At 68.8% G+C, this 16,247-nt stretch carries 12 protein-coding genes; 8 read left to right on the top strand and 4 right to left on the bottom strand.

All coding sequences use genetic code 11. The features are described 5' to 3' along the window. Window position 1: 1 nt before the first annotated feature. On the bottom strand, window positions 2-2,287 hold the full coding sequence (locus FOE78_RS01320; RefSeq protein ID WP_143984725.1) for a DUF6049 family protein: 2,286 nt from the start codon (window positions 2,285-2,287) through the stop codon (window positions 2-4). A 123-nt stretch (window positions 2,288-2,410) separates the two neighbouring features. Between FOE78_RS01320 and FOE78_RS01315 the strand changes: the two genes are divergently transcribed. After that, complete coding sequence (locus FOE78_RS01315; protein ID WP_143988445.1) at window positions 2,411-3,883, top strand: CCA tRNA nucleotidyltransferase; 1,473 nt, start codon at window positions 2,411-2,413, stop codon at window positions 3,881-3,883. Window positions 3,884-3,886: 3 nt separating this feature from the next. On the opposite strand, the gene FOE78_RS01310 is transcribed toward FOE78_RS01315, so the two are convergent. Continuing rightward, the gene (locus FOE78_RS01310) at window positions 3,887-5,212 is read right to left on the bottom strand and encodes a DUF2254 domain-containing protein (protein WP_143984724.1); all 1,326 of its coding nucleotides are present in this window, start codon (window positions 5,210-5,212) and stop codon (window positions 3,887-3,889) included. 84 nt (window positions 5,213-5,296) lie between these two features. On the opposite strand from FOE78_RS01310, the gene FOE78_RS01305 reads away from it, so the two are divergent. Further along, the gene (locus FOE78_RS01305) at window positions 5,297-5,791 is read left to right on the top strand and encodes a hypothetical protein (RefSeq protein WP_143984723.1); all 495 of its coding nucleotides are present in this window, start codon (window positions 5,297-5,299) and stop codon (window positions 5,789-5,791) included. A 19-nt stretch (window positions 5,792-5,810) separates the two neighbouring features. Here FOE78_RS01305 and FOE78_RS01300 read toward each other — a convergent pair whose 3' ends face one another. Further along, a complete protein-coding gene (locus tag FOE78_RS01300) occupies window positions 5,811-6,626 on the bottom strand; it encodes a hypothetical protein (RefSeq protein WP_143984722.1) in 816 nt (271 codons plus the stop codon). Further along, window positions 6,623-7,765: a M15 family metallopeptidase gene (locus tag FOE78_RS01295; protein WP_168207313.1), complete on the bottom strand. Its 1,143-nt coding sequence runs from the start codon at window positions 7,763-7,765 to the stop codon at window positions 6,623-6,625. The genes FOE78_RS01300 and FOE78_RS01295 overlap by 4 nt, the downstream gene beginning before the upstream one ends. On the opposite strand from FOE78_RS01295, the gene FOE78_RS23485 reads away from it, so the two are divergent. The 6 genes from FOE78_RS23485 (at window position 7,740) to FOE78_RS01270 (ending at window position 16,207) form a co-directional block, all read left to right on the top strand. Next, the gene (locus FOE78_RS23485) at window positions 7,740-8,276 is read left to right on the top strand and encodes a hypothetical protein (protein ID WP_168207312.1); all 537 of its coding nucleotides are present in this window, start codon (window positions 7,740-7,742) and stop codon (window positions 8,274-8,276) included. The two genes, FOE78_RS01295 and FOE78_RS23485, sit on opposite strands and share 26 nt — an antisense overlap. A gap of 28 nt (window positions 8,277-8,304) precedes the next feature. Next, window positions 8,305-9,480: a sialidase family protein gene (locus FOE78_RS01290; RefSeq protein WP_143984720.1), complete on the top strand. Its 1,176-nt coding sequence runs from the start codon at window positions 8,305-8,307 to the stop codon at window positions 9,478-9,480. Between the two features lie 126 nt (window positions 9,481-9,606). Further along, on the top strand, window positions 9,607-10,782 hold the full coding sequence (locus FOE78_RS01285; RefSeq protein ID WP_143984719.1) for an epoxide hydrolase family protein: 1,176 nt from the start codon (window positions 9,607-9,609) through the stop codon (window positions 10,780-10,782). Between the two features lie 168 nt (window positions 10,783-10,950). Next, complete coding sequence (locus FOE78_RS01280) at window positions 10,951-11,988, top strand: ABC transporter ATP-binding protein (RefSeq protein WP_143984718.1); 1,038 nt, start codon at window positions 10,951-10,953, stop codon at window positions 11,986-11,988. After that, window positions 11,988-13,379 (top strand): ABC transporter permease, encoded by a 1,392-nt coding sequence (locus FOE78_RS01275; protein WP_143984717.1) that lies wholly within the window; start codon window positions 11,988-11,990, stop codon window positions 13,377-13,379. Before FOE78_RS01280 ends, FOE78_RS01275 begins: the two co-directional genes overlap by 1 nt. 5 nt (window positions 13,380-13,384) lie before the next feature. Then, a complete protein-coding gene (locus FOE78_RS01270) occupies window positions 13,385-16,207 on the top strand; it encodes a bifunctional YncE family protein/alkaline phosphatase family protein (RefSeq protein ID WP_143984716.1) in 2,823 nt (940 codons plus the stop codon). The last annotated feature ends 40 nt before the right edge of the window (window positions 16,208-16,247 follow it).

Raw genomic sequence — 16,247 nt, 5'->3', positions numbered from 1 at the left:
TTCAGCCACGCGGCAGCCCGTCCGTGCTGTGTTCGGGTTCAGCCCGGCCGGTCTCGGCCTCGGTTCCGGTGTCGTCAGGTCCTGTGTCGCTGTCGTCGGGTTCGGTGTCGCTGGCGTCGGGTTCGGACTCGCCGCGCTCGCGAGCGACCTGGCGGATCCGCAGCACCACCGTACCGAGCAGGACGATGCCTGCGGCCACCGCGATCACCCAGCCGACCAGGCCGGCCTGGGTGGCATTGACCCGAATCGTCTGCGGCCGGCCGACGTCCTCGCCCTGGCGCGTCTCCAGCCGCAACGTCACCGGCAGATCGCCGTTGGCGTCGGCATGCGCCGGCACCTGGACCGGCACCCGGCTGGGCTTGCAGTCCGGCGCCGGCGTGTCACAACCGGGCGGGATGGCCTTGCCGGAGTTGATGTCGGCGGCGCCGACGTCCTCCAGCCGCAGCCGGGACTGGTTGGCCGATGACGCCACCAGTTGCACCGAGATCGGCACGTCAAGGGTGTTCACGATCGTCACTGGCACCGTGGCCGAGGAACCGGTCAAGGTGATCTGCGGATTGCTCTCCACCCGCACTGCGTCGCCGTCGATCAGGTCGTCCAGCGACAGCGACGTACCGGTCACGCTGGTCAGCAGCCGGCGTTGCGCCTCGACGAATTCGCTCATCGCCTTGCGGTGGTTGCGCCAGCTGCTGCTGGCCGCACGGGCACCGGACTGCTCGATCAGGACGCCGAGATTGCCCGGCCGGGCCAGCAGATGCTGATACGTGGTGAGGTCCCCGGTGAGCTGGTCGATCTTGTTCAGCTGCCGGCCGGTCAGCTCGTCCTTGCCGTCCGCGTCCGGATAGCTCAGCCGATTGCCCAACGGCGTCGTCGGATCGTTCAGCAGATCGGCGACGCTGCGCGGGGTCAGCCACGGGGCGGTCTGAACCGCGGTTTCGCTGCCGGCCTCGTCGGCGTTGCGGACCAGTCGCAGCCTGCCGAGCGTGCTCGGATCCTCGCCGCTGACCGAATCGATGTAGCTGTCGGCGAGTCCGGCCTGCCGCAGTTGGACCTCGGTGTCGCGCGGATCGGGTCCCGGGCCGGTCGACGCCTCGGTGTCGTAGCTGAGGATGGTGGGGCTGTTGTCCGCGCTGACCACGGGGCCGAGATCGCCGACGTTGTCGTCGGCGAGCAGGATCGCCCGGGCTCCCAGCTGCTTGGCGGCCGACAGGGTCGGCCGGTCGGCTGCGCCGCCGGCCGGGGTGACCAGCAGCGGCAGATCCTTGGTCTCCGGTACCCGGGCGGCGGCCTGCTGACCTTGTTCGACGATGTCCAGCCGGCCGGCGTGCACCAGCGAGGTCAGGTCCGCGTCGGCGTACAGCAGTTGGAAGCCGTCATGGCTTGCCTGCATCGCGGTGAACCTGTTCAACCAGTCTGTGGCCAGGTCCTGTCCGGTGCCCGCGGTCTTGTGGCCGTCCTCGTCGACGACCTGATAGCCGGCCCGCATCGACCGCAGTTCGGCGATCAGGTTGGGGTCGACGACATAGCTGGTGTTCGGCTTCTCCGCTGCGCTGAGCAGAGCGTCCAGCCGGCCGCCGGGCGCCAACTGGTCGGCCAGCCGGTCGTCGGTGAACACCCCGGTCCGGGTCATCGTCGGCGTCGCCGTCAGCTCGACCAGGGTCGAGGTGCCGATCTGGGACTGTCCGGGCTGCAGACCGTTGGACGACTGATCGGACACCACCGGCAGATAGGTACGGGTCCGGCCGACGGTCGAGACGCCATCCTCGCGCACCTGGACGCCGACCAGGTAGATGCCCGAGGCGGGGGTGGTCGACTCGAACAGGTCGGAGGCCTTCGCGCTGATCCTGAACTTCTTGGACTGTCCCGGCGCCAGGTCGGGAGCTGCGTCGGTGTACAGGTCCTGGAACGCGTTCGGCGTGTCGGAGCTGTACATCCGCGCGCCCACCGGGTCGGTCGGAGCAGAGGAGTTGACGGTGTCGAGCTCGGACCGGGTGGTGATCGGCGTCAGGTCTCGCCAGATCGTGGCCTGCAGCCGGGACAGCGGCTGATCGCTGGTGTTGGTGACGGTGCCCTCGAAGACGACGGTGGAATCGCTGTGCGCGATCGAAGGGCTGAGTCTGCTGAGCGCGATCGACACGTCGGCGCCGGAGTCGGCATCGGCACGCGCCGGGTTCGCCACCGCAGCCGAAGCGATGCCGAGCAGGGCCGCGAGCAACAGGGCGAGCAGGGTCGCGGAGTTCTTCCGGACGACGCAACGCCCGGACCCTGCCCAGCGCCCATCTCGCACTGCGCCATATTAATGGGGCGACCTCGTCGCAACCGGATTGATCGACTTGGTGGGCACCCGCCGGGGCGGCCACCAGCGGCGATGACACTAAACTCATCCGTCGTGCCTGAACGCCCGAACCCCATGGAACCCGGCCAGGATGCCGCGCTTGCCGGACCCGATCACGGGCCGGACGCTCGGGTGCGGGCCGCGATCGACCGGCTGACGAAGCAGGTGCCGCTGGTCGATCGACTCGGGCAGCTGTTCGCCGAGGCGGGACATCGGCTTTACCTGGTCGGCGGCACCGTACGTGATGCGATCCTCGGTGAACTCGGCCAGGACCTGGACTTCACCACCTCGGCCCGGCCGGACGAGATCGAGCGGCTGCTCCGTACGGTGACCAAGACGGTCTGGACCGTCGGCCGGGAGTTCGGCACCATCGGCGGCCAGGTCGGCGACTGGCAGGTCGAGATCACCACCTTCCGGGCGGACTCGTACGAGGCCGAGAGCCGCAAGCCGGTGGTGGAGTTCGGCGACAGCCTGGACGGCGACCTGATCCGGCGCGACTTCACCGTCAACGCGATGGCGTTGTCACTGCCCGACCATCGCTTCATTGACCCGTACGGCGGCCTGGACGACCTGGCCGAGCGGCGGCTGCGGACACCGGCCGAACCGGAGATCTCCTTCACCGACGACCCGCTGCGGATGCTGCGGGCGGCGCGGTTCACGGCCCGGCTCGGGCTGCTGCCGAATCCGCAGCTGATCGCCGCGATGACCGAACTGCGGGAGCGGCTGCAGATCGTCTCCGCCGAACGGATTCGGGAAGAGTTCTCCAAGTTGCTGCTGACCGATCGGCCGCGGGTCGGACTGGACCTGCTGGTCCGGACCGGACTGGCAGACATCTTCGTGCCCGAGCTGCCGGCGCTGCGGCTGGAACGCGACGAACATCACCGACACAAGGACGTCTACAGCCACAGCCTGACGGTGCTGGAGCAGGCAATCGACCTGGAGAAGTCGCGCAACCACGAACCGGACCTGATCAACCGGCTGGCCGCGCTGCTGCACGACATCGGCAAACCGCGGACCCGGCGCTTCGAGGGCGGCGGCAAGGTCACCTTCCACCATCACGACGTGGTCGGCGCGAAGCTGGCGCGCAAGCGGCTGAAGGCGCTGCGCTACGCGGGCGACGAGATCAACGCAGTGGCCAAGCTGATCGAGCTGCACCTGCGCTTCCACGGCTACTCCGACGGCGAGGGCGGCTGGACCGATTCGGCCGTACGCCGCTACGTCCGCGACGCCGGTGATCAACTCGAACGGCTGCACATGCTCACCCGGGCCGACTGCACCACCCGCAACCAGGCCAAGGCGACCAAGCTGCGGCGGGCCTACGACGAACTCGAATGGCGGATCGACGAACTGGCCCAGCAGGAGGAACTGGACGCGATGCGTCCGGACCTGGACGGCAACCAGATCATGCAGATCCTCGACATCGCTCCCGGCCGCGAGGTCGGCGAAGCCTACAAGTACCTGCTCGAGCTGCGGATCGACAACGGCCCATTGGGCACCGAACGGGCTACCCAGGAGCTGCAGTCCTGGTGGCAGCAGCGCAACTCCTGAATCTCAGGGCTGCTGCTCGGCGACCTGCGGCCGGGCGATCGCGGTGGCGCCCAGGCCCTGCCGGTCGGCCACCGAGGCGGCCTGCTGGTCACCGGGCTCGGGGAAGGAACGCAGCGCGGCCGCGGCGACCAGTTCGAGTTCGGCCTCGACCGCGGCCCGGCGGAAGTCGGGCACGTTGTCGCGGACGTCCTCCAGCAGGGCGCGGATCCGCCGCATCACCTGGACCGAGCCGACGCCGTACTGATGGGTCTCCACCAGGGCCAGCCGCAGGTAGTCCTCCCAGGACGGCACCTGCCGCCAGAATCGAACGGTGCCCCGATCGTCGCGGACGACGCCGGTGTCGAGGCGGCGAGTGCCGATCACCCGGAGCAGCAGATTGATCTGATCCAGGGCCTGGATCGAGGTGGTCGGATCGTTGACCGCCGGCGACAGCGCCTTGGCGGAGATGTCGGCCAGCAGCCGGAACACGAACGGCGGATCCTGGGTCACCGTCCGCTCGTCGCCGACGGCGATGGACTTCTGCAGCCGCTTCTCATCGGCCGCGCTCAGCCCGCCGGACCCGTACACCCGGAAGATCGGATCACCGGTGGCGACCAGGTCGCCGACTCGGGGGACCAACTCGATCACGGTGTCCGATTGCTGCGCGAAGGCGACCAGGCCGCGGATGCCGACGCTCTGGACGATGCCGGGAGCGAACCGGTGGCGGATCGTGTGGACCGTGCCAGGCGCCGTGGGTTGGGCCGGGACGGCATCGGCGGCGGGATCGGTGATCAGGTCCGGATAGCTCCGGACCATGATCCGGCGGCCGTCCCGGCCGACCTCGCTGACCACGGTCGCCACCCTCAGCCCTTGCGTGGTCCGGCTGACCAGCCGGAGGAACGTCAGCATGCTCACCAGCAGCAGATACAGCGACACCGACACCGCGTTGTTGGGCACGAAGTCATGCCGCGGTCCGGTGCCGACCACCCGCAACACCATCAACGCATAGACGAAGGTCGCGATGAAGGTGCCGAAGGCGATCTTGGTGGTGGGGTCGCGGAGGAATCGGCGCAGCAGTCGCGGGGAGAACTGGCTGGAGCCGAACTGGACGGCCAGCAGCAGGATGGAGAAGACGAAACCGGTGAAGGTGATCATGCCGCCGGCGATGGCGCCAAGCACCCCGCTGGCGCCGGTGGAGCCGAAGCTGATGCCGATCCGGCCGGCTGTGTGTTCGTCGATCGTCGGCATCGCGAAGCCGAGCGCGACGGCAATCGCGACGAACAGCAGCGGGACGATCCACAGGCTGTTGCGCACGTACTCATAAGCACGCCATCGCGTCCACCACGACACGCCCGAATCCTAGCCATCCAACGCCGTCGCGATCGGTAGGCGTGTTCGAGACGCTCCGTCGGTGTGGCGCGGCAGGATGAGGTCATGTTCGACGCGATCGTGCTCGTCGTCACCGGGGTGCTGGCCTTCGGCGGCGCGATGGTCGGTGCCTGGATCAGCGCCCGGGCCGGCCACCGTGGTTGGCAGCGTGAGGAAACCATGGAGTCGCTACGTTGGGCGGTCGGGCTGGCGGTGGCTCCCCAGGCGCGTACCCAGCAGATCGGGGTGGCAGCGCTGGTCGCGCTGGTGAACGCGAACATGGTTCAGGCCGAGCAGCGAAGCTATGTACGGAGGATCCTGAACGCGGTCGTCGAGGTCGAAGTCGATGACGCCCACCGGACCATCGAGCAGCCGCTGAACCAGACCCCGATGCGGACGGACGAGCCTCCTGTGACCACGCCGCCGTCCCGGGCGGCGATCACGGCAGCTCGTGCGCTGGTCGGCTGGGCCGACCGCGGCGAGGGGACGGTGACCGACCGGATCCGCGGGATTGCCCGGTATCCGCTGCCACAGGACGAGGACGACACCGCGCGGCCATGATCGCCGGTGACTCTCGGAATCAACTCTTGATCTTCGCCAGCACCGCCTCGGCCTCCTTGTTGTTGATCTTGTGGCCGGGGTCGGTGAGGATGATGAAGGTCGCCCGATTCCCTTGTACGGCGGCGATCTCGGTCCAGTCGGTGCTTCCGTCGTAGGTCCGTTGATCGATCACGCTGTGTTCGGTTGTGGTGGTGATCTTGGCGTACGTCTGTGCGTCCGGATCGGTACAGGCCTTGATCTGGGTCAGGTACTGGCTGAAGTAGTGCTGCGCGTCGGCCGACGATCGGAACTGCATGATCAGTCCGACGCCGGGCCGGGACCCGGTGGCACCGCGCTTGCCGTAGCTGCCTTCGAGGGCGGCGATCGGATCGGGGTAGTCGTCGCGGGTGATGCCCGCGCAACCGACCGTGATGGTGTCCTGAGCGGCGTAGCGCGGGTCGCGGCCGTGCACCCAGGTGCCGTTGCCCCGATAGCCCTCCTCCGCACCACCGGCCCTGACCACCTGCTGCCAACCGGCCGGCACCGGCAGATCCTTGGCGGTCAGCGGTCCGGCCGACTTGGGCGCCGGGGCGGTCGGCTCCGGAGGTGGCGGCAGGGTGTTGGTGGTGGTCGGCTCCGGCGGCAGGCTCGGCTGCGGCGAACCCGATCCGGTGGATGCCGGTGAGGTCGCGCTGGTGGGTGTCGGGGTCGCCGAGGTGCCCGCAGACGGCGACGCAGGGGTGCTGGGCGAGGGCGCGGGTTGCGACGACGGGCTGCAACCGGTCAGCAAGACGGCCCCGATCGCCAACCCGGCAAGGGAAACCGGCAGGCACAACCGACGCTTGTGGCGCGTCACTTGTCGTACTCGAAGTGCTGGTAGTCCCGGCCCGGGTTCCACAGCCCGCCCCAGAAGTAGCCACGCGAACGCAGCTGCTTGGTCAAGCCGCTGCTCTTGGTCAGCATGCCCTGCCGGAACGGCGTCCGCTTGATGTAGGCCTTACCGCTCTTCGGCCACCACTTGCCGTTCACGTCGCGATACGGATTCTCCCGGGTGTTGATGTCGATCGCGATCCCGTAGCTGTGCGGCGATTGCGCGTACGGGTTGCCGGTCACCTTGCGGCAGTTGAACGCCGAGGTGTTGTCGGCCTCCATCTGCTTCGGATCGTTGCCACCCCACAAGTTCGGGTTGTCCATCCGGCGGATCGACTTGCCCAGGCTCTTGTTGAAGGAGGCGATCACACTGTCCACCCGATCCGAGCGGACGATCATCACGCCCCGGTGCATCTTGTGATCGAAGCCCTCGTAGTTCATCTTGATGGTGCGCAGCTTGGACGGGCCGACCGGGCAGCCGGCCCGATAGGTCTTGGCCACGTCGGCCGCGGTGGTCTTGGTGACCTTGGCGTTCAGCACCCGGGATCGGGTGACCTTGACGACGTTGCCGCCCTCCCAAAACTTGCCCCGGGCGTCCCAGTAGACGGCCCTCAGGTAGTAGCTGCGCAAATCGCCCTTGCCGGTGCTGAAGGTGAAACCGAAGCGGCCCTTGCTGTCGGTCCGCATCGTCGCCTTGTCGTGGAAGTCCTTGCCCGACTTGACCCGGAAATGCATCAGAACCCCTGCTCTGGCAGGGAAAACCGTACCGGAGATGGTCGGTGAACTGAGCGAGTCGACGGACGAAGGCGGTTGGTTCACCTTCGGATAGGCGTTCTCGATGTTGATCTTGACCTCGCCGCTGTGCACGACGCCGGAACTGCTCGGGTTGCCGCCCAGGGTGGCCCGGAAGCGGCGGATGCCGGGGCCGCGGGTGATCTTGTTGACGCTCCAGCTGCCGGACGACTTCGCGGTGGTGCTGATCAGCCGCTGCCAACCGCCGGTGGACTTGGCCCACCAGACCTCCACCTTCTGGCCCGTCGTGGCGCCGGAGACGGTGCCGCTGAAACCGTACGAGCCGATGTCCTGGAAGAACCGGCCCTTGATCGGGGTGTCGACGGCCGACACCCTGAGGCTGACGCTTCGCTTCGTTGTCGCCTGGGCCTTGGCCATCGGCTCGGCCGACTTCGCGGCAGGGGTCTTCGACGTCGGGGAACTCGGCGTGGCGGAGGTCGACGCCGACGCCGTTGGTGGCTTGGACGGTTTGCCCGTCGATGGCGCGGACTGTGGCCCCGAGGTCTCGGTCGAGGGCGAGGTCGTCGGCGAGGCCTGGGTGTCCGACGGGCTCGGGCTGCGCGAAGCTTCGGGTGACGGCGAGCGGGTTGCCGGGGTGGCGGCGGCCGGTGTGACGCCCGGCGTCGGCGACGGTGACGGGCTGTCGGTCGGCTCGCCGAAGGCCGGTGGGACCGCCACGGTCAGGGTGACGATCGCGCCGGCCACGGCTACCCGGGTGAGGCGCAACATGGTCAACAGCGAACCACAGTGCGGGCCCGTTGTCCTGCAATCGCTCCCGGCGCGGATCGGGGCAGCGGGCCACGTCCTCTCTTCCATCGTTGTAAGAAATCTGCTGTACTGCTGAGCGATCACCGTCGATCGCTGGGAGTGAGATGTCTCGTCATCCGATCCGATTCCTGCTGTCCTTGTGCGTCGCGGTGGCGCTCGCGCTGGCCGGCTTGACGCCGGCGTCGGCCGTTCCGACCGGCGGAGCACTCAACGGCACCCGGCTGATGGCAGGTACGGCGCTCTATCCACGGGTGTTGCGACTGCAGCATTCCGGATCCGCGGACGGCCGGATCATCGCGAGTGTGGTGACGTTCGGAGACAGCGGCGGCATCGGGGCGATCTTCGCGAGCCGGGACGACGGCCGCAGCTTCAGCCGGATCGGCTCGGTGGTCGACCCGGGAGCCGCCCAGGGACTGTGCTGCTCGACGTTGTACGAGTTGCCGCGCCGGGTCGGTGACCTGACGCCGGGAACGCTGCTGTGGTCTGCCTCGGTCGGGCAGAACGCCGGCGCGGATCGGCGGATGACGGTGCCGATCTGGGCCAGCCGTGATCATGGCCGGAGTTGGCAACGTCTGGCCACGGTGCTGACCGCGGCCAACAGCGGCGGGTTGTGGGAGCCGGAGTTCGCGGTCTCTCGGGACGGGCGGCTGGTGCTCTACGTCTCCGACGAGACCCAGCAGCCGGCGCACAGCCAGACCCTGATCGAGACCGTCAGCCGGGACGGTCGGAGCTGGTCGGCCGCCCGCAACGTGGTGGCCGCCGCCGATCCGGACCTGCGGCCGGGGATGCCGGTGGTCCGTCGGCTGCCGAACGGCTCCTACCTGATGAGCTATGAGATCTGCGGACCCGGACAGGACTGCCGGCAGCGGGTCCGGCGCGCGCCCGACGGCGTGTCCTGGGGTGATCCCGCCGACCTCGGCCGGCTGGTGGCCACCCGCGACGGCCAGCAGTTCCGGCACGCGCCGACGATCAGCTGGTACGACGATCGCTCGGGCGGCGGCGCACTGCTCAGCGTCGGGCAGATGCTCTACGACCGGGACGGCGACGTCGCAGCCGGCAACGGTTCGACCATCTTCTACACCTCCGCCGCACCCGAAGGGCGCTGGCGCACTGCGCAGGCACCGGTCCGGATCGCAGCCCCGTACGACAACTACTGCCCGAACTACAGTTCGTCGCTGCTGCCGATGCCTGAGCGGGGACGGCTGCTCGAACTGGCAACCGGCTACGACGACTCCGGTGTCTGCACGACCTACTTCGCCACCGGCCGGCTGCCCGGCTGACCCAAAGCTCGGATCCGTCCCGGTCGGACTCGTCGATTTCGGCGCACCACCTTCGTGTCATGAGTGCGGCCGCCGCGAACTGCGGCGGTGCCGCCGACAAGGTGCCACCGACAGAGGGGGAGTGCGATGGAGGACGAGCGGATCTCGCCGTTTCGGATCGAGGTGTCCCAGGCCGACCTCGACGACTTGCAGGATCGGCTTCGGCGGGTGCGCTGGGCGCCGCCGGAGCCGGTCGGGGCGCAACCGGACCCGTCCGGCTACGGCGTGTCCGTGGATCGGGTACGGGGGCTGGTCGAGCACTGGCGCGACCGGTACGACTGGCGTCGCTGGGAGGCGCGGCTGAACGCCTACCCCCAGTTCGTGACCTCGATCGACGGCCAGCGGATCCACTTCCTGCGGGTTCGTTCGCCCCGCGAGGACGCGCTGCCGCTGTTGCTGACCCACGGTTGGCCGGGATCGGTGGTGGAATTCCTCGACATCATCGATCCGCTGACCGAGCCGGCGACCGCCGACGACCCCGCCTTCGATCTGGTGATCCCGTCGCTGCCCGGCTTCGGCTGGTCCGGCTCGGCCACCGAATCCGGCTGGGGACCCCGGCGGATCGCCGGTGCCTGGAGCCAGCTGATGGCGCGGCTCGGCTACCGGCGCTACGGCGTTGCCGGCAACGACTGGGGATCGGTGATCTCGCCGGAGGTCGGCCGGATCGCACCGGATCGTGTCGTCGGTGTCCACGTCACCCAGCTGTTCAGCGCACCCGATGGCGAACTGCCGTACTCAGCGGATCCGCCGCCGCCTGCCGACATTGACCAACTGTCCGCCGCCGACCGGGACGCGTTGGCCGGCCTGCGGGAATGGCAGGCGACCGGGACCGGGTACCACCATCTGCAGGCGACCCAGCCGCAGACGCTGGCCCATGCGCTCTCCGACTCGCCGGTCGGCCTGCTGGGCTGGGTCTGCCAGGTGATGGACGGCGTCGACCCGGAATTCCTGCTCACCAACGTGTCGCTGCACTGGCTGACCGGCACCGGCGGATCGGCCATCCGGATCTACCGCGAGGGCGGTCTGGAGGACCCGGCCGAGGGGCCGACCACCGTGCCGCTCGGACTGGCGCAGTTCGCCGCCGACGTGCGGGCGATCCGGCACTACGCCGAACGCGATCATGCCCGGATCGTGTCCTGGCACAGCTACTCGGTGGGCGGCCACTACGCCGCGCATCAGGTCCCCGACGTGTATCTGAACGACCTGCGCGGCTTCTTCGCCGAACGCCGTGCCGAGGACATAGCGAACACAATCACCCGCTGATTGAGCCGTCGGCCCCGATGCGAGCCGATTTCGCGCAATGCGCGGGTGATTGTGTTCGCCGGCCCCGGATGATCTTGAATCGTTCGCCGACTGTTCGCCGTTCGGCGGGAACCGGGTAACGGCGCGCCCCTAGCTTCAGCGAGGAATTTCACCTCCTGGGGGCCGCAGATGGATCAGACCACCGCCGTACGAGCGCGGGACATCAGTGAGAGCTTCGGTGACGTCGTCGCCCTGGACGGCGTCGACCTCGACGTCGAGCAGGGCCGCATCCACGGTCTTGTCGGGCCGAACGGGGCCGGCAAGACCACGCTGCTGGGGCTGCTGCTCGGCCTGGCCGTAGCAGACGGCGGTCAGCTCGAGATCCTCGGCAGCCCGGTCGGTAGTCGGCCGGCGGTGCCCGACGGCGTGGCCGGTTTCGTCGACGGCCCGGGACTGTATCCCTCGCTGACTGCGCGGCAGAACCTCGCGGCCCTGGTCGCGCTCCGCGGCAGCGGCCCCGGCAACGCCGAAAACACGGAAAATGCCGACAACACGGACGGTGCCGACAACAGCGCCGAGGACGCCGACGACATCGACGAGGTGCTGGAGCAGGTCGGCCTGCGCGAGGTGGCCGGCGACCGGATCCGTGGGTTCTCCCTCGGCATGCGCCAACGCCTCGGCCTGGCCGCCGCGCTGCTCACCAAGCCGCGGCTGCTGGTGCTGGACGAACCGGCCAACGGACTCGACCCGGCCGGCACCCGGCAGGTACATCGGGTGCTCAGCCGGCTCGCCGCGGCCAGCACCGCGGTGGTGCTGTCCAGTCACCGGATGGACGACCTGGCCGCGCTGTGTTCGGAGGTCACCATCCTGAACGCGGGCCGGGTGATGTTCTCCGGACCGCTGGCCGAACTCGCCAGCGCGACGGACGTCCTGGACTACCGCGTGCGCACCGACGAGCCGGCCCGGGCCCGGCTGATCGCCCAGGCCTCGGACCTGACGCTGCTGCCGCCGGACGAGGCGCGGCCCCATCCCGACGATTCGCTGCTCGTCCGCTGCTCGCAGGGCGAACTGGACGACCTGGTGGTCCGGCTGGTACGCGCAGAGGTCGCGATCCGCGAGCTGGCGCCGACCGTGGCTCCGTTGGAGGCGGCGTTTCTCGCGCTGTGCGGTGACGACAGCGACGCTCCCGGGGGTGCGCAGCCGGTGACCGAGCGGGGAGTCGCCTGATGAGTGCCGCGGTCGCTCCGGCTCGTACTCGTACCAGCTCGACGCGCACCGGGCTGTCGCGCACGAGTTCGCGGTCGGCACCGCTGCTTGCCGGCTACCGCTTCGAGCTGATCAAGCTGCTGTCCCAGTGGCGGGTCCGGATCCTGCTGCTGGCCTGCTGGATCGTACCGGCCGGCTTCGTCGGCATCGTCAGCCGGCAGAGCTCGCTGCCGGCCGACACCGTGTTCGGCCGCTGGATGAACGCGACCGGCTGGGCCGGCGCGCTGGTGGTGCTCGCCTTCGCCTGCAGCTGGGCGCTGCCCTTGCTCACCTCGCTGATCGCGGGCGACGTGTTCGCGGTGGAGGACCGGCTCGGCACCTGGCGGCATCTGCTGGTCGCCGTCCGCTCACCCCGGCGGATCTTCCTGGCCAAGGTGCTGGCCGCCGGATCCGTGATCCTGCTGCTGGTTGCCGGACTCGCGGTCTCCGCCCTGGCCGGCGGACTGGTCTCGGCCGGGAATCGGCCGCTGGTGGGCCTGGACGGCGGGCAGCTGACCGGCGCCGAGATCGGCTGGCGCTATCTGCTCGCCTGGCTCTGCGTGCTGGCACCGACCGCGGCGTTCGCGGCGGTCGGCTTCCTCGGCTCGGTGGCCTTGGGACGCTCCCCGGTCGGGCTGCTGCTGCCGGCCCTGCTGGCCGTGCTGCTGGCGGTGGTCCAACTGCTGCCGCTGCCGGTCGCGGTCCGGTTCGCCCTGCCCAGCCAGGCGTTCATCGCCTGGCGCGGGCTGTTCACCGAGCCGGTGCAGACCGGGCCGCTGCTGATCGGCATCGTCGTGGCCCTCGCCTGGGCCGCGGTGGCGACTGGCGCCGCGTACCGGATCTTCGTCCGCCGCGACTTCACCGACCTGGCCAACGACGGGTCAGGACGCAAATTCGTGCTGGCCGGGCTGCTGCCGCTGGCGGTGCTGACCGCTGCCTCGGTGCTGGTGATCGCGGTCGCTGCACCAGCCGCCGGGTCGGGCATCGACAAGCCGAAACTGGAGCGTTCGCTTGCCACCGCGTACGGACATCTGTATCGGCTGCAGGCAGCAGAACTCAATCGTCCGGCCGTCACCGAGGCTCAGTTGCGGGCGGCCGCGACCTGTGACAAGGGCGGTCCGATGGTCGACGACCAGGGCCCCGGCACCGACTGGCGCTGCGTGGTGACCTGGCATCTGCCCGGCGCCACCGCGGTCGGGCAGGCGATCTATCAGCTCGACGTCACCGCCGACGGTCGCTACGTCGCCGACGGTGACGGGCCGACCGAGGTCAACGGCTTCTTCCAGGTCCGGGCGCCGTACGGCAGTGCGCCCAACCCGCTCTGGCAGTTCGACGGTTCGGTCGATCTGCTCTCCCCAACCCAGAAGGACTGAAACGCATGCAGGTAAGAAGGAACAGGCGACCCGCGACAGCCAACGCGACCGGACACCTGGGGCGTGGCCGCCCGGCCCGGCTGGCGGTCGCCGGCATCGCGGCGGCGGCCCTGATCGGATCCGGCGTCGCCTCGGCGAGCACCGCGGTCTTCGGCGAGCAACAGGTCGGCACCGAGTACGCCGCCGGGCTGCAGGTCTCCGGTGACCAGCAGATCTCGCCACTGGGCCAGCGGCTGGTGACCAAGTTCGGCAAGTTCATGGGCTCGACGCTCAGCCCGGACGGACGATTCCTGGCGGTCTCCTCGACCGATAAGAAGGTGATCCTGCAGATCTTCGACCTGTCCGACTACCGGCTGATCTCGATGGCCGGCAACGTCACCGGCGTCAACCAGAAAGTCACCGACGGCAGCGTCGGTCAGGAGGGGCCGACCTGGTCGCCGGACGGCAAGTTCCTCTGGCTACCACAAACAGGAGGCTTCACCCGATTCCCGATCAACGCCGACGGCACCCTGGGCACCCCGGCGGCGATCTCGCTGCCGCAGGTCGACGGCCGCTCGGCGCTGCCCGGCAAGTCGGTGTTCTCTGCCGACGGGTCGACGCTGTACGTGCCGATCAACGGCCAGAACACGGTAGCGGCGTTGGATGCGGCGACCGGTCAGGTCACGCAGAGCTGGCAGGTCGGCACCGCACCGCGTTCGGTCGCGCTGGTCGGTGACAAGCTGTACGTGAGCAACGAGGGCGGCCGGACCGCCACCACCGACGACGACACCATCGAGTCGTACGGCACCCAAGTCCCGGCCGACCCGTACAAAGGCACCTCCACCAGCGGCACCCTGAGCATGATCAACATCGCCGACCCGTCCGCGGCGGTGAAGTCGATCAAGGTCGGGCTGCACCCGACCGCCCTCTATGTCAGCCAGAATGCCAACCAGGCAACGCTTTTCGTCACCAACACCTTCGACGACAGCGTCTCGGTGGTGGACACCGCCAAGGACAAGGTGGTGCAGACCATCGACACCAAACCGTGGCCGTCCTCCGATGTCGGCTACGCGCCGAACAGCATCGCGCTGACCGACGACGGGCACCTGCTGGTCGGTCTCGGCCGGGCCAACGCGGTCGCGGTCTTCAAGTACTACGGCGATCCGCGGGAGCCGGTGACCTACCTGGGTCTGCTGCCGACAGACTTCTATCCGGCCGATCTCGCCATCGCCGACGGCAAGGTCGTGGTCACCAACACCCGCGGCATCGACGCCCGTGGACCGGAGTTGAGCTACAACGAGGGCGCCGGCACGGTGCTGGCCACCGGCCACGGCACCCACAGCACCACCGGCTCGCTGACCCGATTCAGGCTGCCGAAGGACAGCAAGATCGCCGCGTACACCAAGACCGTGTTCGCCCAGAACGGCTGGACCGCCCACGACGTCGCCCAGGCCACCGGCAAGAAACGCGCCGCGGTCGCGATCCCGCGCCGGGTCGGCGACCCGTCCAAGATCAAGCATGTTTTCCTGCTGGTGAAGGAAAATCGGACCTACGACCAGATCTACGGCGACGATCCGCGCGGCAACGGCGACGCCACCCTGGCCCAGTTCGGCAAGACCGTGACTCCCAATCAGCACGCGCTGGCCAAGCAGTTCGGCCTCTACGACAACTTCTACGACGTCGGCACCAACTCGGCCGAGGGGCACAACTGGGTGATGCAGGGCGACAACCCCGAATACACCGAGTCCAGCGCCGGCGAGTACATCCGCAGCTACGACACCGAGAACGACGTGCTCGGCCACCAGCGTTCGGGATTCCTGTGGACCGCGGTCGCATCGGCCGGCAAGACCGCCCGCAACTTCGGCGAGTTCATGTCCTTCGAGAACAAGCCGGCCGACGCCACCTGGCAGCAGTACTACTGCGCCAGCAGGGATGTCGAGGACGGCGGCGATCCGGCCCAGCTGACCGATTCGGCCCTGCGGGTCGACGATCAGTCCGCCATCCCGTCGCTGAACGCGATCTCCAACCACGCCTCGCCGCAGTTCGACACCGCCATCCCGGACCTGTATCGCTACCAGATCTGGAAACAGGACTTCGAGAAGCGCGGGCCCGCCAACCTGAACATGATGTGGCTGTCCAGTGATCACACCGGCGGCACCGCGGGACCGCGGGCGCAGGTGGCCGACGGTGATCTGGCGGTGGGCAAGATCGTCGACGAGATCTCCCACAGCAAGTACTGGAAGAACTCGGCGATCTTCGTGGTCGAGGACGACAGCCAGAACGGTGCCGATCACGTCGACGGCCACCGGGCGCCGGTGCAGGTGATCAGCCCGTACGCCAAACACGGCAAGGTGATCAGCACCTACTTCTCGCAGATCACCATGGTGCGCACGATCGAACAGATCCTCGGAGCCCAGCCGCTGAACCAGAAGGTGGCCGCCGCAACACCGATGTACGACGCGTTCACCAACAAGCCGGACTTCACGCCGTACCTGTCGGTGCCGAATCAGGTGCCGCTGACCGAGGGGGTGGTGACCGCGCCGGAGTGCGGGCTGGACACCCTGGGCAAGACCGGTGCGGCCGCGACGAAGGTGGCCACGCAACAGAAGCAGGCCGTCGCGGTGCCGGCCGATCAGCAGAACGTGGCCAAGGCGTGGGAGAAGTGGAGCGGCCGGCAGCACTTCAGCGGCAACGGCGCGATCCCCGACTACGCGCACCCGGAGCAGTTCAACCGCTACACCTGGTATCAGACCCACGGCTGGAAGAAGCCCTACCCGGGTGACTCGAAGATCTACGCTCCGAGCGATGTGCCGGGCGCTGACATCCCGGGGGTCGACGGCGACCGGTGAACACGATCGCCCGCTGATTGCGTCCATCGGGCCGATTCGG

It is taken from the genome of Microlunatus elymi, assembly GCF_007362775.1.
Lineage (GTDB): Bacteria > Actinomycetota > Actinomycetes > Propionibacteriales > Propionibacteriaceae > Microlunatus > Microlunatus elymi.
Note: the sequence above shows the minus strand (reverse complement) of the source record. Positions and strands in the feature narration are given on the sequence as shown.